The organism is Acidovorax sp. KPB24-03 (assembly GCF_057546605.1).
Genome location: NZ_BAAJYR010000063.1, coordinates 1 through 17,113, shown reverse-complemented (window position 1 = coordinate 17,113; position 17,113 = coordinate 1). Strand labels below are relative to the sequence as shown.

Below are 17,113 nucleotides of genomic sequence, written 5' to 3'. Positions count from 1 at the left end.
GGGGCAGGACGCCGCCACGCTGGACTTCCAGCACGCCAGCTACCGCACCTGACCTGGACCACGCCCGGCCCAGCGCCCGCCTGGTGCCGACGACATGGCGGGCCTGGCGCGCGCTTCGTGCGCGCGGGCCAGTGGAGGAGACGCCGAGAAGCTGCTCACGGCCCTGCACCGCACCGCGCCGCAGCATGCGGCGCTGGGCGAACTGGTGGGCATGCTGGTCACGGCGCTGCTGCAGTCCGGGCGGCGCGAGCAGGCCATGGCCTGGCTGCCGCAGTTGCAGCAGCTGGCACCCGGCAGCGCGCCGCTGCGGCTGCTCGAAGGCCGGTAGGGCGGGCCGCCTGCCAGGCAACCCTGGCCTTGAAGCAAAAAACCGTTCCAGCGCAATCAGCACTAAGGCATATTGCTATTAATTTAGTAGCAAATCGATGGCGCCTGCCTGCGTCGCCTCAAGGCGTGGAGGGCGCTTGGCCGCCTGCCGCCGCCGGCTGCGGCAAATGGGCGCGCAGCAGCCATTGCACCTCCGCCACCGAAGGGCTGTCCGCATGCCGCGCCTGCAGGGTGGCGAGCACCTTCAGGGCCATGTCGGGGCGGTTCATGCCCTGCAGCAGCACGCGGGCGACCAGTTCGTAGGCCTTGGGCACCAGCGCGTGCCCCTTGAAGCGCCGGTCGAACCCGCCCAGCAGCGCGATGGCCTGCCTGGCATCGCCGCCGTTCCACGCCGTGTTGGCCAGGGCCAGGGTGTGGCCCGGGTCCGAAATCACGAACTGGGCGTCGCGCTCGCGGCAGGTGACGAACGCCTTGAGCGCCTCGGTCGTCTGGCCCGCGTTCAGCAGCAGCGGGATGAAGCGCTGGGCATGCAGCAGCAGGGTGTCGGTCTTGTCGGTCAGCGCCAGCACGCGGTGGTAGCGGCGCTGGGCGGGCAATTCATCCCCATGCAGGCGCTGGTCTTCGTAGGCCGTGCCCAGGGCGCCGGCCAGGTCGCCGTCGGTGATCTGCTGGGCCACCAGCGCGTCGGTCGCCTCGTGCGCGATCTGCCGGGGCGTGCGCCGGTCTGGCGGGGCATCGTCGTCCAGCCCGCCGCCGGGCAGCAGGTCGATGCCGAAGGCCTCGTGGTTCTGGTACATGGCGTAGCCCAGCAGGCTGCACATCACCCAGCCGAAATAGATGAACAGCCAGTTGCCCAGCGGCAGCAGCAGCCAGCCCTTGAACAGCGGCATTAGCAGCGCCAGCGCGATGGCCGCGCCCTGGCTGAGCAAAAACAGGAAAAAGCACAGCAGACCATAGGGCCAGCCGATGATCCGCACCACGCCCCAGGCGGCGGCAGGGTTCAGCGACGCGAACAGGCTGCCCGTCTGCACCAGCAGGATCATGGTGGCCGGCAGCAGGAAGCTCACGGCCAGCCAGGCGAGTTCCGCCAGGCCCGTGCTGACCCGCTGCAGCCAGCCCACCACGATGCCCTGCACGAGCAGGATGCCGAACAGCTTCCAGGGCAGGGCGGTCCACTCGTCGTCCAGCCGGTCGGGGAAATCCTCGGCGCGCTGCAGGCCGCGCGAGCCCATCGCCACCACCTTGAAGCCGTAGCGCGACGCGGCCAGCAGGATGCCGACCTCGATCAGCAGCACGGCCAGCACGTCCGGCAGGAAGAACAGCACGCCGTACAGCATGCTGCACACGGCCAGCACGGTGCTGTAGAACAGCGGCTTGCGCTGCAGGGGGAAAGCGAAGAACTGGTTGAGCCGGTGCCAGAACGGCACGGGGCCCGCTGGGGCCTGGGAAGCGGAAGGCATGTCGATGGAAACCCGGCGGCCGGTGTTGGTGTAAATTTGTAAAAATTGTATGCTTGCGGAACGCAGGCCAGCACAATCGCTCACACGCCGCTGCAGTCCTTTTTGGAGTCGCCATGCATTCTCTTCGGGCTTTCCCGACGCGTTCCCTTGTGACCCTGGCCCTGGCCTGTGCGGGATTCGCCGCGCAGGCGAACCCCGCCGACTCTACCGCGCCGTCGGCTGCCGCCACGTCGCCCTCGGCCTATGCGCGCTGGCAGTCCAGCATGGACGCCTTCGCCGCAGCCGACAAGGAACGGCTCCCGCAGGCCGGCGGCGTCCTCTTCGTCGGCAGCTCGACCATCCGTTTCTGGACCGACGTGGCGGAGGATTTCCGCCAGTTGCCCGTGGTGATCAACCGCGGCTTCGGCGGCTCCACCATGGCGGACTGCAACCATTTCGTGAAAAACCTGGTGCTCCAGTACCGCCCGCGCCATGTGATGGTCTATGCCGGCGACAACGATCTGGCTGAGGGCCGCACGCCCGAGCAGATCCTGGAGAGCTTCCGCTCCTTCGTGCAGACCGTGCGCGCCGAACTCCCCGACACCCGCATCAGCTACATCTCCATCAAGCCCAGCCCTTCGCGCGTGGCGCTGATGCCCCAGATGCAGCAGGCCAACGCCCTGCTGGCGCAGTACGTGCGCACGGTGCCCAACAGCGATTACATCGACGTCTTCTCGGCCATGCTCGATGCCTCCGGGCAGCCGCGGGCAGAACTTTTCGGCCCCGACCGCCTGCACATGAACGATGCCGGCTACGACCTGTGGCGCACGGTGATCGGCGCGTTCGTGGCGCCGGCCCCCGCGATGCAGGCGGGCGGCGCTTCGCCCACTACCGCCACGGCCGCCATGCCTGCCGCCACGGTGGCCACCGGCAACCCCGCACTGGTGCGGGTGAGCACCGGGCGCTGAGCCGCATTCAGGTCGTCCTGGCCGGCGGCACTGGCACCGCTGGCTGCCGCGGCTGAGGGCGCGCCGCCTGCATCGGGCGCGGGCTGCACCGGGCGACCATCGTCGTTGGGCGGCTTGTCCACCCACAGGCTCACGCGGGCCACGGCATAGAGGGTGGCAAAACAGGCGATCAGCAGGGCGATGTCCTGCGGCCAGGGCCGCTCGTAGTCCGCTCCCATGAACACCAGGGTGAGCAGCACCACCACCAGGTGGGCGCAGAACACCGGCAGCGAGGCCGCGCCCAGGGTTTCCAGCCAGTGCTGGCGCGGCAGCTTCGCGGCCAGCGCCGGCCCGAAGCGGATGGTCAGCGCGGTGAGGGCCATCAGGTCGATCAGGCGCAGCGGACCCAGCGCCCATTTGTCGAACAGCAGGTTGAGTTGCGGGTTGGCGTCTCCGAACGGCACCTGGCCGACCACATGCCGCCACACCATGCACACCACGGCGATGGCGCCGGCCACCCATAGCGACCAGCGCGGGAACTCGAACGGCGGCGCCTCGGGGTCGTTGCGGCTCGCGCCCATCCACAGGCCCAGCACCCACAGGAACTGCCAGCTCCACATCACGAAGGCGCCGGTTTCGGTGAAGGGAATCGGCATGGGCAGCACCGCCGCGAATCCGTCATAGAACCAGCGCGACAGCCCGAACTGGGCCAGCAGCCACAGCAGCACGCTGCCGGCCATGATCGGCGCCCAGCCGCGGCGCAGCGCGAACGTCATCAGCCAGGGGCTGGCCAGCATGAACAGCACGTACAGCGGCAGGATGTCCAGCAGCGGCGGTTCGTACACCAGCAGCAGCCCGCCCACCAGGGCCTCCAGCGGGTGCAGCAGGTAGAAGGTCATCATGCCCTTGATGGCGGGCTCGTCCACGCGGATGCCGATGAAGGCGATCACCGTGAACAGGAACAGCAGCGTGGCCGCCTGGCAGCCATAGATCTTGAGGGCGCGGCGCCAGAAGGCCTGGCGCATGTCCGCCACGGTCTTGCGCCAGGCGAGCCGGCCGTAGACCATGCCGGCCATGTACGCCGAGAGCAGCACGAAGCCCTCGGCCGCCGAGACGAAGCCAAACGGCTGCCCCAGCGGCTGCGTGAGCCGGGTGGGCAGGTGCGTGACGGTCATCAGGGCGAGCATCAGGCCCCGGACGGCATCGATTTCCCAGCGGCGGGTGGAGGAGGGGGGTGGCATGGGCGCGCCCGGGGTGGAATTGAAACCATTCTCACGGACGGAGTGGGCTGGGCGGTGTAGGCCATTTACAACTGCGTCACTGCGCTGGTGGTTCGCCGCCTGCCGATGGGCTACGCTGCCGGGTTCGACCGGGTACCGGTCCGGTGGGTCGGCCCGTCGCCGTTTTTGCAAAAGCCATGACAACAACAACGCATTCCTTCCGCGCCCTGGCGCTGGCCGTGGCCCTGGGCGCGGCCGCGCAGGCCCACGCGCTGTCCATCATCAGCTTCTCGCCCCAGGGCGAGGTGTCCCGCGTCCGGCAGGCGGTGGCCAAGTTCGACGGCCCGGCGGTCAATTTCGGCGACCCCAAGGCCCCGGCCCCGCTCTCCGTGAGCTGCTCCGACGCCGAAGCCGGCCAGGGCACGGGCCGCTGGACCAGCGAGCGCGAATGGGTCTACGACTTCAAGGGCGACCTGCCGCCCGGCGTGCGCTGCACGGCCCAGGTGAGGTCGGGGTTCAAATCGGCCGCCGGCGCCGAGCTGTCGGGCACGAAGAGCTATGCATTCAATACCGGTGGACCGTACGTCCAGAACATCCGCCCCGGCACCTACCAGCCCATCGACGAAGAGCAGTTCTTCATGCTGCAGTTGAACGGCCCGGCGACCCTGGCCAGCGTGCAGGCCAACGTCTGGTGCGTGGCCGATGGCGTGGGCGAGCGGGTTCCGGTGCGCCTGATCGAAGGCGCCCAGCGCGAGGGTCTGCTGGCCTCCCAGGGCCTGGACAAGACAGCCGCCAAGGAGCCGCTCAAATACGTCACCCTGGCCTGCAACCGGCGGTTGACCTCGGGCGGGCGGGTGCAACTCGTCTTCGGCAAGGGCGTGGCCACGCCGAGCGGCGTCGGCAACACCATCGAAAAGCGCTACGAGTACAAAGTGCGCGAGCCCTTCGCCGCCGATTTCCGCTGCGAGCGCGAGAACGCCCAGTCGGCCTGCCTGCCGATTCGCCCGATGTTCCTGTCGTTCAACGCACCCGTGCCGCGCAAGCTGGCCGAGGCGGTGCGCCTGCGCTCGGACAAGGAAACGCTCAAGCCCCGGATCGACGGTGAGGGCGATGGCGACACCGTGGTGAACGGCGTACGCTTCGACCCGCCCTTCACGGCGCAGACGGCCTTCACGGTGCAATTGCCCAAGGACTTCAAGGACGCCTCGGGCCGCACGCTGCGCAATGCCGACAGCTTCCCGCTCAAGGTGGGAACGGGGGCCATGCCGCCCCTGGCCAAGTTCGCCGCCTCGCCATTCGGCGTGGTGGAGCGCTATGCGGAGGGCCCCAAGGAGCCCGCATTGCTGCCCGTGACCTTGCGCAACGTCGAGGCCGCGCTCAAGGTCCAGGGCCTGGACGCCGGCAAGCCCGCCGATGGCGCGGCGCCCGCCAAGGTGAGCACCCTGCAGCCCGGCAGCGACGCCGACATCATTGCCTGGTACCGCAAGGTGCGCCGCTACGACGGCTACCTCGTGAGCCGCAAGAGCGCCCGCCGCGACGTGAAGGGCGCGCTGCCCGCTGCGCTGGAGAGCGACAGCAGCGAGTACGTGCAGTCGCGCATGGTCTCGCTGCTGTCCGGCCAGGGCGGCGTGAAGACGCTGGACCTGCCCAAGCCGGTCAACAACGACCCGCGGCCCTTCGAGGTGGTGGGCATTCCGCTGCCCACGGGCTTCCATGTGGTGGAGATCGCCTCGCCGCTGCTCGGCAAGTCGCTGCTGGACGAGCGCCACGGCGAAGGCCGCACTATGTACGTGCGCACCTCGGCGCTGGTGACCAACCTGGGCGTGCATTTCAAACTAGGCCGCGAGAATTCGGCCGCCTGGGTGACCACGCTGGACAAGGGCCAGGTGGTGGCGGGCGCCAAGGTGCGCGTGTCCGACTGCAACGGCCGCGAACTGGCCACGGGCACCACCAATGCGCAGGGCGTGGCGCTGTTCGAGGGCCTCTCGCCCGAGCCTCCATCGTGCCAGGGTGACGATGGCGGCGAGCAGGCTTACTTCGTGAGTGCGCGCGCTCCGGGCGCCGATGGCGCGCAGGACATGGCTTTCACCTGGAGCGACTGGCAGCGCGGCATTGAGCCCTGGCGCTTCAACCTGCCCACCAGCATGGAGCCCCGCCCCGACGAGCGGGCCCACACCGTGTTCGACCGCACGCTGCTGCGTGCTGGCGAAACCGTGTCGATGAAGCACCTGCTGCGCACCGAGAACCGCAAGGGCTTCGGCCTGCCGGACGAGCAGCCCGACACCCTGGTCATCACCCACGTGGGCAGCGGCCAGCAATACACGCAGGACCTCACCTGGCGCAAGACCGCCACGGGTGGCCTGAGCGCCGAGAACACCTTCGCCGTGCCCCCCGCCGCCAAGCTCGGCGTATACCAGGTGCAGCTGCAGGGTGGCTCGCACAGCCGCAACAGCTTCGAATCGGGCCAGTTCCGGGTCGAGGAGTTCCGCCTGCCCGTGCTGGAAGGCCGCATCACGCCCACCGACAAGAAGCCCCTGGTGCGCGTGCGCTCGGTGCCCACCGACGTGCAGGTGAACTACGTGGCCGGTGGCGGCGCCGCCAACCTGCCCATGCGCGTGTCGGCGCTGGTGCGCGGCAAATCCGCCCAGTGGAGCGATTTCGACGCCTTCAGCTTCATGCCCCCCAACCAGCGCGGCGCGCAGTCGCAAAGCCACAGCGACGACGAAGAGGCGGCCGCCGGCCAGGACGCCCGCGTCATCGCCGACAAGCTCGCGCTGACGCTGGACAAGAACGGGGCCGGCAAACTGTCCATCGACAACGTGCCCCTGGCGCGCCGGCCACAGGAGCTGGTGCTGGAGGCCACCTACGCCGACCCGAGCGGCGAGGTGCAGACGCTGCGCAGCACGCAGACCCTGTGGCCCGCCGCCGTGGTGGCCGGCATCAAGACCGAAGGCTGGGTCTCCGCCGCGCAGAAGATCCGCTTCCAGGCGCTCGCGCTGGGGCTGGACGGCAAGGTGCAGGAGGGCGTTCCGCTGCAGGTGCAGGCCATCGCCCGCATCACCACCACCAGCCGCAAGCGCATGGTGGGCGGCTTCTACAGCTACGACAACAAGACCGAAACCAAAGACCTGGGCACCGTCTGCACGGGCAAGAGCGATTCGCGCGGCCTGCTGCTGTGCGAGACCAAGCTCGAAGAAGCCGGCGAAGTGGAGCTGGTGGCCACCGCGCGCGACAAGGACGGCAACACGTCCGAGGCGGCCTCGTCCGTCTGGGTCACGCGCCAGGGTGAGATCTGGTTCGGCGGCGAAGACCACGACCGCATCGACCTGCTGCCCGAAAAGAAAACCTACCAGCCCGGCGAGACCGCCAAGCTGCAGGTGCGCATGCCGTTTCGCCACGCGACGGCGCTGGTGAGCGTGGAGCGCGAAGGCATCATCGACACGCGCGTGGTGCAGCTCAACGGCCAGGACCCGACCGTGCAGGTCAAGATTGAGGAGGGCTGGGCCCCAACGTCTATGTGAGCGTGCTGGCCCTGCGCGGCCGCCTGCGCGAGGTGCCGTGGTACAGCTTTTTCACCTGGGGCTTCAAGGCGCCGACCGAGTGGTGGAGCGCCTTCTGGTACGAGGGCAAGGAATACGTCGCGCCCACCGCCATGGTCGATCTGTCCAAGCCCGCCTACCGCCTGGGCGTGGCCGAGATCCGCGTGGGCACGCAGGCCCACCAGATCCAGGTGAAGGTGGTGGCCGACAAGGAAAGCTACCCCGTGCGCGGCAAGGCGCAGGTCACCATCACCGCCACGCTGCCCGGTGGCAAGCCTGCGGCCGGCGCCGAGGTGGCCCTGGCCGCCGTGGACCAGGCGCTGCTGGAGCTGATGCCCAACACCAGCTGGAACCTGCTCGATGCCATGCTGCAGCGCCGCTCCTGGGGCGTGCAGACCTCCACCGCGCAGATGGAGATCATCGGCCGGCGCCACTACGGCCGCAAGGCCGTGCCAGCGGGCGGTGGGGGCGGCCACAGCCAGGCGCGCGAGTTGCTCGACACGCTGCTGCTGTGGCAGCCCGCGATCCAGCTCGATGCCAACGGCCAGGCCAAGGTGACCGTGCCGCTCAACGATGCACTCACCACGTTCAAGATCGTGGCTGTCGCCGATGCCGGCACGGGCCTGTTCGGCACCGGCGCGACCCAGATCCGCGCCACGCAGGACCTGCAGATCATCAGCGGCCTGCCGCCGCTGGTGCGCGAGGACGATCAGTTCCGCGCCCAGATCACCCTGCGCAACACGACGCAGGCCGCGATGAAGGTGGAGGTGGCCGCCCGCGCCACCCTGCTGCAGCTGGACAAGCAGAGCGTGGACATCCCGCCCGGCGAATCCCGCGAGGTGGCCTGGACCGTGACCGCCCCCGCGCAGCTGGCGCAGACGCGCACCGAGGCCATCCTGTGGGAGATTGAAGCCCGTGACACCGCGGGCGCCAACGGCGCGCGCGACGCGCTCAAGGCCACCCAGCGCATCATCCCGGCGGTGCCGCTCACGGTGCAGCAGGCCACGCTGGTGCAGGTGGATGGCAGCTTCAACCTGGACGTGAACCCGCCGGCCGATGCGCTGTCGGGCCGCGGCGGGCTGAAGATGTCGCTGCAGCCCAAGCTGGCCGAAGGCCTGCCCGGCGTGCGCGACTGGTTCGCCAACTACCCCTTCGCTTGCCTGGAGCAAAAGACCAGCAAGGCCGTGGGCCTGCGCGACGGCACCCTCTGGCAGACCGTGGTGGCGCAATTGCCCACCTACCTGGACGCCGATGGCTTGGCCAACTACTTCCCGCCCCAGGCCGGCAGCGCCAACCGGGGCAGCGACACGCTCACGGCCTACCTGCTGTCGGCGGCGCACGAAGCCGCCAGCCTGCACCCCGAGTTCGCCCTGCCGGACGAGGCCCGTGCCGCCATGGAGCGCGGTCTGACCGCGTTCGTGGAAGGGCGCATCCAGCGCGACTTCTGGAGCCCGCGCAAGGATCTGGACATGCGCAAGATCGCGGCCATCGAGGCGCTGTCGCGCTACGGCAAGGCCTCCGGCCGCATGCTGGGCAGCGTCACCATCGCGCCCAACCAGTGGCCCACGCACACGGTGATCGACTGGCTGAACATCCTCAAGCGCGTGAACGACGTGCCCCAGCGCGACCAGCGGCTGGCCGAGGCCACGCAGGTGCTGAAGGCCCGCCTGAGCTACCAGGGCACCAAGCTCATCTTCAGCACCGAGCGCGACGACTACTGGTGGTGGCTGATGCAGAACGGTGACGTCAACACCGCCCGCCTCATGCTCGCGGTGATGGACGACCCGGCCTGGAAGGACGACATGGGTCGCCTGGCCAACGGCTTCATCAGCCGCCAGCAGAACGGTGCATGGCACACCACCACCGCCAACCTGTGGGGCGGCCTGGCGCTGGAGAAATTCAGCGCCAAGTTCGAGGCCACGCCCGTCGCCGGCGTCACCCGCGCGGCCCTGGGCAGTGGCAACGCCAGCGTGGACTGGGCGAAGGTTGAGCGCGTGAAGGCGAGCGACGCCACGGGCGCGGCACACCAGACCACCTGGTTCGGCGCACCCGCATCGCCCGGCAACTTCAAGAACAACAGCATGTTCCTGCCCTGGTCGCCCACGGGCGGCAAGGAGAACCTGGCGGTCACCCACCAGGGCACCGGCAAGCCATGGCTCACGCTGCAGTCGGTCGCGGCCATCCAGCTCAAGGCGCCGTTTGCGGCCGGCTACGCCATCAAGAAGACCATCACCCCGGTTGAGCAGGCCGTGCCCGGCAAGTACACGCGCGGCGACGTGCTGCGCGTGACGCTGGAGGTGAACGCCAGCGCCGACATGACCTGGGTGGCCTTGACCGACCCGATCCCGGGCGGCGCCACCATCCTGGGCAGCGGCCTGGGGCGCGATTCCGAGATCGCCACGCAGGGCGAAAAGCGCTCGGGCAGCGCCTGGGCGGCCTTCGAGGAGCGCAGCTTCGAGGCCTACCGCAGCTACTACGAGTACCTGCCCAAGGGCACCATCAAGGCGGAATACACCGTGCGGCTGAACAACGTGGGCGACTTCGCACTGCCCCCGAGCCGCGTGGAAGCCATGTACGCGCCCGAGATGTTCGGCGAGACGCCCAACGCCCGGGTGAAGGTGGAAGCCGCCGCCCGCTGAGCGGGCTGTGCGCGCTGCACACGCTTGCCCATGCCATGGGCCCGGCCGATCCTGGGTGTGCTGCTGTTCGCCGCAGCCAACGGCGGCATGCCGACCTCGCAGGCCGCCGGGGTCTGTCCAGCGCAACCCGGCCAGCCCTTGCGGCAGGTCGATGTGTTCGACGGCCCGGTCGAAGACCTGGCGACCCTGGTGCCCGACATCGCGAAGGAGCGCGCGGGGCACTGGCAGCTCGGTACGTGTATGCGGCGGGGCGCACCGTCAACGTGCGCTGCCATTACGCCGATGCGCGCACGGTGGATGTTGAATTGACCCAGGAAGTGGAACGCTGCGACTACCGCATCGACGCCCGCAAGACGCTCGATCTGCGCTGCAAGTAAGCCGTTCCATGAAGCCGTTCGAGAAGCCGGCGCGGCAACGTTAAGCGCCTGGGCTATCACATCCCGCTCCCCTCGCCAACTGCCCCTTTCGAGCGTTTGTGGTTTGCCCGTCGCACCTCTAATGCGAAGCGCTTGCTACGGCTGAGCCCCCCTCGGAGAATGCGCAGGCCATGCCGGCGCGCCCCCAGCGAAATGCGCTGCCAGGGCACGATGCCGTGCTGGCGGACAGGCATTTTTCGAACACTTGGGGGACACGATGCGCAAGATGAATTTTCCGATGCTTGCATCGGCGGCGGTGATGGCCATGGCGGCGTCGGTACCCGCGGGGGCCCAGACGCCGCTGCGGGCCTGGAACACCCACCCCGACGGCTACCCGGTCACCGAGGCGATGAAAAGCTTCATCAGCGAGGTGGAAGCCTCCACCCAGGGCCGATACAACATCAAGCTGTTTTCCGATGCGGTGCTGGGCGATCAGGGCAAGGCGGTCACGATGATGAAGGCCGGCGAGATCGACCTGGCTGAATTCAACCTGGGCCCGCTGGCCGAGGCCGCGCCGGGCCTGCAGGCGTTCAACCTGCCCTTCCTGTTCGGCGATGCCGCCCACATGTTCCGCTACCTCGACGGCGCCATGGGCGAGCGCCTGTCCGAGAAGCTGAAGGCCTCCGGCTTCGTGGTCCTGGGCTGGTACAACGGCGGCGCGCGCTCGTTCTACTGCGCCAACAAGCCGATCACCCGGCGCGAAGACCTGGCCGGCCAGCGGGTGCGCGTGCAGCAGTCGGAAACCTCCATCGAGATGGTGAAGCTGCTCGGCGCCACCCCCGTGGTCGTCCCCTACAAGGAAGTGCTCGACAGCTTTCGCAACGGCACCATCGATTGCGCCGAGGGCAACCTGGTCTCCTACGAATCGACCGGCCACTACAAGCTGGCCAAATACATGCTGCTGGACCAGCACACCATCTCGCCCGAGGCCCTGGTGGTGTCCACCAAGCTCTGGAACCGGCTGAGCACGCAGGACCAGCAGGCCTTCCAGAAAGCGGGCAAGGCCTCCGCCGTGCTGATGCGCAACCTGTGGGAAAAGCGGGTGGTGTCGGCCCGTGCGAATGTGGCCAGGGAAGGCGTGCAGTTCGTGACTGTGTCCGACTTCTCTCCCTATGTGCGCCGCATGGCGCCGCTGTACAAGAAGTACACCGACAACCCCGACGTCCGGGGCGATCTGCTCACCATCATCTCCAACCAGTGAGCACCGGCCGGCCCCGGTGCAGGGCGCCCGGGGCCGGGCTCGGGCCTGTTACTGGACGACCGTGGCGCGCTGCGTGCCGTGCACGGTCCGCCGGCCGTTGAACAGCGCGATCAGAACGTGGACCCCGAAGGCAACCGCCAGCAAGATCACGGCGCCCAGGCCCCACAAGGCCCAGGCCAGCACGGTCACGGCGCCGGCCAAGGCGGGCACGGTGTCAAGCGCCGCCTGAACCATCGGGCCGGCGGAGGCGATCATGGCCGCCAACTCCCTGGCCAGCTCGGGCGGTATCCAGACCCTGATCCGCTCCGGCAGCACCACAGCATTCATGGCAGACGTGCCCCCGGCCAGCGCGCCTGCGCTGGACACCGCCCAGACCGCCATGGCATGCATGCCCCAGCAGGCCAGCGACCAGAGAGCGAGAAGCGATAGAGAGAGAAACCAGCTAATGGCATAAAACATGGAGGTTGTCCTTTCGAATGGGCGAGCGCCCAGTATGGCCATGGCGGCATTCGATGGACACCAGCTTTTATCGAACATAGCATTCGGTTTTTCCGATCCGGGGGCCGCATGTTGAACTACCGCCATCTCTACTATTTCTGGATGGTCGCCAAGGAAGGCGGCTTCGCCCGCGCCGCGGACCGCCTGGAGATGGCGGTGCAGACCATCAGCGCGCAGGTGCGGGATCTGGAGAAGGATCTGGGCCACCAGTTGCTCAAGCCCTCGGGCCGATGCATGGTGCTGACCGAGGCGGGCCAGGCGGCCTATGCGCGGGCGGAAGAGATCTTCCAGCTGGGGCAGGGCATTCCCGACGAGGTGCGGGAGGCGGCCAGCGCCAAGGTCGCCCGGCTGTCGGTGGGGTTGTCGGACGGCATTTCCAAGCTGGCGGCGCATGCCCTGCTGGAGCCGGTGCTCGCCACGCCCCACCTTCGCCTGGTGTGCCACGAGGGCGAGTTCGACGAGCTGCTGTCCGAGCTGGCCTTGCACCAGCTGGACGTGGTGCTGGCCGGGCAGGCCGCGCCGCGCAATCCCACCCAGCGCCTGACCAGCGAGCGGATCGCGCGGTCCACGCTGCAGTGGTATGGGCCGGCCTCGCTGGTCAGGAAACACGCGCGCGACCGGTTCCCCCAGTCGCTGCAGGACCTTCCCGTGCTGTTGCCCACGTCCCATTCGCCGTTGCGGTCCACGCTGGACCATTGGTTCGAGGACATTGGCGTGCGGCCCCAGGTGGTGGGTGAGTTCGAAGACAGCGCGCTGCTCGCGGTCTTCGCGGCCCGCGGGCTCGGTGTGTTCCCCGTGAGCCAGCTGGGCGCGCAGGACGTGGGGCTGGTGCGGGGCCTGCGCCTGCTGGGCGATTGCCCCGACATCGGCGAGGAAGTGCACGCCATCTGGTCGCGCCGCGGGCAGCACCATCCGCTGGTGCGCCAGATGGTCGCGGCGGCCCACGCGGTGGCCGCGGCCTAGCCTTCGACGGGCCCGTGCGCGGCCCTGTTCAAAGGCCGGCTGCGACCGGCGCGGCCTTGGGCGCATCGGATGCCTCGCCCATGCGCCAGTGCTTGAGCGCGGCTTCCATGATCCAGGCCTCGGCGGCCGCCAGGTGGTGGTCCGCGGTCGCCGCCGTGCAGGCGAAGTGCAGCACGCGCTGCTGCAGTTCGGGTTCGGTCACCTCGGCCATCAGGGCGGCCAGCGCCGCTTCGTCGAGGTTGCCGGTCAGCAGGCGGCGCTCGCGCGCCCCCATCAGCAGGTCTTCGCACAGCGCGTGCAGCACCTGGGCGAAGTCGCCGGGCGCCAGGCCGAGTTCGCCTTCGATGTCCAGCCGCTGCAGAGCGTCCGTTTCCGAACGGCTGACGTGGCCGTCCGAGATCAGCAGCAGGCCGACGATCCGGGCCGCTGCTTCGGGGCTGTTGGTGGGGTAGCTGCGCATGGGGGTGTTCCTTTGTGAAGTGTTGTGGGGACGAACGGTGTTGGGCGAGCAGGCCGCGTCAATCGCGGTAGCGGCGGTGGCGCGTCGGCTGCGCAGGGTGTGCGGCGTCGATCCGCACGGGAACGCGCACCGGTGCACGCAACGCGCCGCTGCCGTGCGACACCTGCTGCAGCCAAAGCAGGGCCCGGGCGCGCAGGGAGGAGAGCAGGTGGGAGACAAGGGGCAATGGCTTCATGGGGCGATTCATGGGGGTTTCCTGTGGTGGTAACAGCCTTGAATGTGCGGCCGGGTGGCCGATGGAAGAAGCAGGTTTTCTGAGATGGCTGCATCGGTTTACCCGAAACCGTGCAACCGACGGGCTGGCTGCAAGGCAGCAGGTTTTTCAGAGGGTGTCGGCAGAGGAAAACTGCTGTGTCCCTGCAGGCGTGCGGGCTAAGGTGACTGCTCCAACGAAGGAGAACGCTGATGCACATTTTTTTCCAGTCCCGCCATCCCGAAGCCACCGCGATGCGAGATACCGTCGATCGCCGCGTGCGGTTCGTGCTCCGGCGCCTGAGTGCGCAGGTGCCGCGTGCCGACATTCAGCTGGCCGACGTGAACGGCCCCCGGGGCGGGGTGGACAAGCGCTGCCGGATCGAGCTGCGCACCGACGGCGCGGGCCCCGTGGTGGTCTCGTCGGTGGCCAGGGACTGGCGCACCGCGCTCGACGAAGCCCTGGCCCGCGCGGCCCTGCATGTGCTGCGCGTGTGGCGTCGCGCGAACGCGGCCCGCAGGCCGAGCCGGCGCCTGCCTGAGATCGGCCCATGAAGGCCTGCCGGAGAGCCTTGGGGCTCTACCCCACCGCGTGCCGTTCGGCTCGGGCGCTGAGCAAATTTGAGGATTGAAACATTGCCTCACCACAAAGATCGACAAGCCTGCGCCGCCGGCGCGGCCGACAGATATAAATCCGCCGTGTCCATCGATTCTGAAAGGGAGTTTCATGAAGCAACTATTGGCCCGCTGCGTTCTCGCGGCGGCGATCGTCCTGCCGGTGGCGGCCCACGCCCAGGTGCCGGTGATGGAGCAGCCGGACCATGAGCAACTGCTCATGAGCCACGACTGGCGGCTGGCGTGGAACAAGCGGCTGGTCTACAACTTCTGGCGCGAGGTGTTCGAGGCGGGCCACATGGACCTGGCGCCCAAGTACATGGCCGAAGACTACATCCAGCACAACCCCACGGTGGCCACGGGCCGCGCGGCCTTCATCGCCTTTTTCTCGCAGTTCGTGCCGCCCACGCCCATCGAGCCGCGCGTGAAGGCGCCTTTGGTGGCGATCACGGCCGAAGGCGACAAGGTCATTTTGAGCTTCGTGCGCGAAATGACGGACCCGCAGGACCCGACCAAGAAATACACGACGACCTGGTTCGACATGTTCCGCGTCGAGAACGGCAAGATCGCCGAGCACTGGGACGCGGCCACCAAGAACTGACGACGCGGTCGCCACGACGGACCCCGGGCGCGGCGCGCGGCCACGCAAAGTGGCCCGCGCTGCCGCCCGTCAGTCCAGCGGCCAGAACCAGATTTCCTTGGAGTCGAAATAGCAGGCCGAGCTGCAGACGGCCGCAGCGTTGGTGGACTCCACCAGATCGATGTGGCCGCCGTTGTAGCTGGCCATCTTCCAGAAAAAGATCACGCCGCGCTTTCCCTGGATCTTTGCCTGCACGTTGTCGGGCGTGAGGATCTGCGGGTAGCCCAGTACGCCGCGCTGCATGAGTTGGTCGGCCAGCAATTTCGCGCCCGGCTCCACGAACCGGCCTTTGAGCGGGCCCTCCTTGATCTTCAGGCGCCCGGTGATGCCGGTGCCCGACTTCAGCAGCGCCAGGCTCATGCGGACCGCGCAGGTGTTTTCGTAGCCGGCGTTCTGCCGCTTCAGTTGGCCCATGTCGTATCCGATCTCGCGGTACACGCTGTCGCCGTCCATGAATCGGGTCGGCTGCATGCGGTCGGAGGAATAGTGGTGGGACTTGAGGTTCTCGAAGATGGGCTTGGTCAACGCGGGCTCCGGCAAGGGAATTGCTTGGACAGGATGGCGACCAGGGTTTTGGAGGCGCGCTGCTGCAGGGCCGGGCCTTCGACCTTCTTCAACTCGGTGAACAGGCGCTCGTCGATGGTGATGGTCTTGAGCGTGGGGTAGCCGCACCACGCACGCCCCTCGGTGGCGTCGAGCACGCCCGTAAGGTAGAGCTCGGCCTGCTGCCGCACCTGCGGAGTCTGGCTGACGTAGGCCTGCCGGAAATCGTCCGTCGTGATCTGCGTGTTGTTGATCATCGCGTTCTGCGTGGTGGGCAGCGGGGCCGACAGGCGCGGCGGCATGGCTTGGGCGAACGCGGCGCTGCCGGCCAGGCCGGCGGCGGTTGCCATGGCAGCGGCCATGAAGCGGGGTGCGGTAAAGCAAGGCAAAGCAGTGGCCTTTCAAAGGGGGTGGTGCCCAGTTGCGCGGTGTGCGCCGCAATGGTTCTGGAAGAGCGCATGAATGGCCCGCCAGCGCAGCGCGGGCTGCGGCCCGGGGCACGGCGAACATGAAAGCGGGAGGTCCCCTGGGGCATGGCACCAAGGCCCGCCGGAGAGGACCCGCCAGCTGGCTCCGTGACCAATGCCGGAGCGAAGTGGCGTTGCGCCAAAGGTTACACGAGGGTGCGGCGCGATGCGCGAAAGTCCCCAGGGTCCGTTCGGGTCCTGCGCGGCGCGCGGCGGCTTCTGCGCGAGAATCGGAAGGGCCCGCCCTGCGTCTGCGATCCGGGGTGCGGCCATCGCCCGGTGCAACGCCGGGTGGAACGGCGTCACGGGAGGAGGCGACAATCCCCGGTCGCCGCCGGCCTGCGGGCCGGCCTCCGCTCTCCTTTTCTCCGACCCATCCTCCTTCTTCCCATGTCCATGGACTTTCTCGCGGTCGTGCGCAGCATCGCCACCTGGCGTCGCAATGGGCGGGGCCGCCACGAGGTCTGCGCCGGTATCGGCACCGCCACCGCCCGCCATGGCGCAGTGGCCGTGGGGCGGGCACTGCTCGCGCTGGGTCTGGCCGGCATCGCCGCCCCGGCCGCCTGGGCCTTGCCCACCTTCAACGAGGTGCGTGCGGACTATCGCCCCTCCGACACGCTGGTGCTCTCGCGCGAGGGCGAGGTGCTGCAGCGCCTGCGCACCGATGCCACCGTGCGGCGCGGCCAGTGGGTGCCGCTGGCCGAGGTCTCGCCCGCGCTGCGCACGGCGCTGGTGCTCAGCGAGGACAAGCGCTTTTACGAGCACAGCGGCGTGGATTGGCGCGCGGTGTCGGCCGCCGCCTGGGGCAACCTGTGGAACCAGCGCACGCGCGGCGCCAGCACGCTCACCATGCAATTGGCTGGCCTGCTCGACGGCGACTGGCGCCAGGGCGCGGGTGGGCGCAGCGTGGTGCAGAAGCTGGGGCAGACCGTGGCCGCCCAGGTGCT

14 protein-coding genes and 3 pseudogenes are annotated in these 17,113 nt (G+C 68.7%); 10 read left to right on the top strand and 7 right to left on the bottom strand.

Annotated features, from left to right (window positions below; translation table 11 throughout):
* Positions 1 to 94 precede the first annotated feature (94 nt).
* Complete coding sequence (locus AC27KI_RS10125) at positions 95 to 328, top strand: hypothetical protein (RefSeq protein ID WP_487113668.1); 234 nt, start codon at positions 95 to 97, stop codon at positions 326 to 328.
* A 118-nt stretch (positions 329 to 446) separates the two neighbouring features.
* Here the strand turns inward: AC27KI_RS10125 and AC27KI_RS10120 are convergent, their stop codons facing one another.
* Entirely contained in the window at positions 447 to 1,787 is a 1,341-nt protein-coding gene (locus tag AC27KI_RS10120; RefSeq protein WP_487113666.1) for a tetratricopeptide repeat protein, read from the bottom strand.
* A gap of 113 nt (positions 1,788 to 1,900) precedes the next feature.
* Here AC27KI_RS10120 and AC27KI_RS10115 point away from each other — a divergent pair, with 113 nt between their 5' ends.
* On the top strand, positions 1,901 to 2,734 hold the full coding sequence (locus AC27KI_RS10115) for an SGNH/GDSL hydrolase family protein (RefSeq protein WP_487089374.1): 834 nt from the start codon (positions 1,901 to 1,903) through the stop codon (positions 2,732 to 2,734).
* Positions 2,735 to 2,811: 77 nt separating this feature from the next.
* On the opposite strand, the pseudogene AC27KI_RS10110 reads toward AC27KI_RS10115, so the two are convergent.
* Positions 2,812 to 3,954 (bottom strand): annotated as a pseudogene (locus AC27KI_RS10110) (OpgC domain-containing protein); the annotation flags it as partial.
* Positions 3,955 to 4,130: 176 nt separating this feature from the next.
* Here AC27KI_RS10110 and AC27KI_RS10105 point away from each other — a divergent pair.
* The 4 genes and pseudogenes from AC27KI_RS10105 to AC27KI_RS10090 all read left to right on the top strand — a co-directional run bounded on the left by AC27KI_RS10105 (position 4,131) and on the right by AC27KI_RS10090 (position 11,728).
* A pseudogene (locus AC27KI_RS10105) lies at positions 4,131 to 10,111 on the top strand (alpha-2-macroglobulin family protein).
* Positions 10,112 to 10,141: 30 nt separating this feature from the next.
* Positions 10,142 to 10,288, top strand: a pseudogene (locus AC27KI_RS10100) (hypothetical protein); the annotation flags it as partial.
* A gap of 59 nt (positions 10,289 to 10,347) precedes the next feature.
* Positions 10,348 to 10,488, top strand: a complete 141-nt coding sequence (locus tag AC27KI_RS10095) for an STY0301 family protein (RefSeq protein WP_487113672.1) — start codon at positions 10,348 to 10,350, stop codon at positions 10,486 to 10,488.
* 277 nt (positions 10,489 to 10,765) lie between these two features.
* Entirely contained in the window at positions 10,766 to 11,728 is a 963-nt protein-coding gene (locus tag AC27KI_RS10090; protein WP_487113664.1) for a TRAP transporter substrate-binding protein, read from the top strand.
* A gap of 48 nt (positions 11,729 to 11,776) precedes the next feature.
* Here the strand turns inward: AC27KI_RS10090 and AC27KI_RS10085 are convergent, their stop codons facing one another.
* Positions 11,777 to 12,187, bottom strand: coding sequence for a hypothetical protein (locus AC27KI_RS10085; protein ID WP_487113662.1), 411 nt, complete (start codon positions 12,185 to 12,187; stop codon positions 11,777 to 11,779).
* A 108-nt stretch (positions 12,188 to 12,295) separates the two neighbouring features.
* Between AC27KI_RS10085 and AC27KI_RS10080 the strand changes: the two genes are divergently transcribed.
* Positions 12,296 to 13,189, top strand: a complete 894-nt coding sequence (locus AC27KI_RS10080) for a LysR substrate-binding domain-containing protein (RefSeq protein WP_487113660.1) — start codon at positions 12,296 to 12,298, stop codon at positions 13,187 to 13,189.
* Positions 13,190 to 13,217: 28 nt separating this feature from the next.
* Here the strand turns inward: AC27KI_RS10080 and AC27KI_RS10075 are convergent, their stop codons facing one another.
* Complete coding sequence (locus AC27KI_RS10075) at positions 13,218 to 13,649, bottom strand: TerB family tellurite resistance protein (RefSeq protein WP_284408449.1); 432 nt, start codon at positions 13,647 to 13,649, stop codon at positions 13,218 to 13,220.
* Positions 13,650 to 13,707: 58 nt separating this feature from the next.
* Positions 13,708 to 13,884, bottom strand: a complete 177-nt coding sequence (locus AC27KI_RS10070) for an arylamine N-acetyltransferase family protein (RefSeq protein ID WP_284429024.1) — start codon at positions 13,882 to 13,884, stop codon at positions 13,708 to 13,710.
* Between the two features lie 230 nt (positions 13,885 to 14,114).
* Here AC27KI_RS10070 and AC27KI_RS10065 point away from each other — a divergent pair, with 230 nt between their 5' ends.
* Together AC27KI_RS10065 and AC27KI_RS10060 are read left to right on the top strand one after the other, a co-directional pair.
* Positions 14,115 to 14,456 (top strand): HPF/RaiA family ribosome-associated protein, encoded by a 342-nt coding sequence (locus AC27KI_RS10065; protein ID WP_487113658.1) that lies wholly within the window; start codon positions 14,115 to 14,117, stop codon positions 14,454 to 14,456.
* Between the two features lie 172 nt (positions 14,457 to 14,628).
* The gene (locus tag AC27KI_RS10060) at positions 14,629 to 15,117 is read left to right on the top strand and encodes a nuclear transport factor 2 family protein (protein WP_487113656.1); all 489 of its coding nucleotides are present in this window, start codon (positions 14,629 to 14,631) and stop codon (positions 15,115 to 15,117) included.
* A gap of 69 nt (positions 15,118 to 15,186) precedes the next feature.
* Here the strand turns inward: AC27KI_RS10060 and AC27KI_RS10055 are convergent, their stop codons facing one another.
* Both AC27KI_RS10055 and AC27KI_RS10050 read right to left on the bottom strand, forming a co-directional pair.
* Positions 15,187 to 15,681 carry a T6SS effector amidase Tae4 family protein gene (locus tag AC27KI_RS10055; protein ID WP_284405864.1) on the bottom strand — a complete coding sequence of 165 codons (495 nt, stop codon included), beginning with the start codon at positions 15,679 to 15,681 and terminating at the stop codon, positions 15,187 to 15,189.
* A complete protein-coding gene (locus AC27KI_RS10050; protein WP_284394974.1) occupies positions 15,678 to 16,049 on the bottom strand; it encodes a Rap1a/Tai family immunity protein in 372 nt (123 codons plus the stop codon). Before AC27KI_RS10050 ends, AC27KI_RS10055 begins: the two co-directional genes overlap by 4 nt.
* A gap of 627 nt (positions 16,050 to 16,676) precedes the next feature.
* Here AC27KI_RS10050 and AC27KI_RS10045 point away from each other — a divergent pair.
* A partial coding sequence (locus AC27KI_RS10045; protein ID WP_487113670.1) for a transglycosylase domain-containing protein occupies positions 16,677 to 17,113 on the top strand: 437 nt, incomplete at its 3' end.

Coding starts and splice junctions, on each gene's coding strand:
- AC27KI_RS10115 (WP_487089374.1), top strand. CDS start 1,901: ATGCATTCTCTTCGGGCTTTCCCGACGCGTTCCCTTGTGACCCTGGCC.
- AC27KI_RS10080 (WP_487113660.1), top strand. CDS start 12,296: ATGTTGAACTACCGCCATCTCTACTATTTCTGGATGGTCGCCAAGGAA.
- AC27KI_RS10070 (WP_284429024.1), bottom strand. CDS start 13,884: ATGAAGCCATTGCCCCTTGTCTCCCACCTGCTCTCCTCCCTGCGCGCC.
- AC27KI_RS10050 (WP_284394974.1), bottom strand. CDS start 16,049: ATGGCAACCGCCGCCGGCCTGGCCGGCAGCGCCGCGTTCGCCCAAGCC.
- AC27KI_RS10060 (WP_487113656.1), top strand. CDS start 14,629: ATGAAGCAACTATTGGCCCGCTGCGTTCTCGCGGCGGCGATCGTCCTG.
- AC27KI_RS10065 (WP_487113658.1), top strand. CDS start 14,115: ATGCACATTTTTTTCCAGTCCCGCCATCCCGAAGCCACCGCGATGCGA.
- AC27KI_RS10120 (WP_487113666.1), bottom strand. CDS start 1,787: ATGCCTTCCGCTTCCCAGGCCCCAGCGGGCCCCGTGCCGTTCTGGCAC.
- AC27KI_RS10090 (WP_487113664.1), top strand. CDS start 10,766: ATGCTTGCATCGGCGGCGGTGATGGCCATGGCGGCGTCGGTACCCGCG.
- AC27KI_RS10125 (WP_487113668.1), top strand. CDS start 95: ATGGCGGGCCTGGCGCGCGCTTCGTGCGCGCGGGCCAGTGGAGGAGAC.
- AC27KI_RS10085 (WP_487113662.1), bottom strand. CDS start 12,187: ATGTTTTATGCCATTAGCTGGTTTCTCTCTCTATCGCTTCTCGCTCTC.
- AC27KI_RS10075 (WP_284408449.1), bottom strand. CDS start 13,649: ATGCGCAGCTACCCCACCAACAGCCCCGAAGCAGCGGCCCGGATCGTC.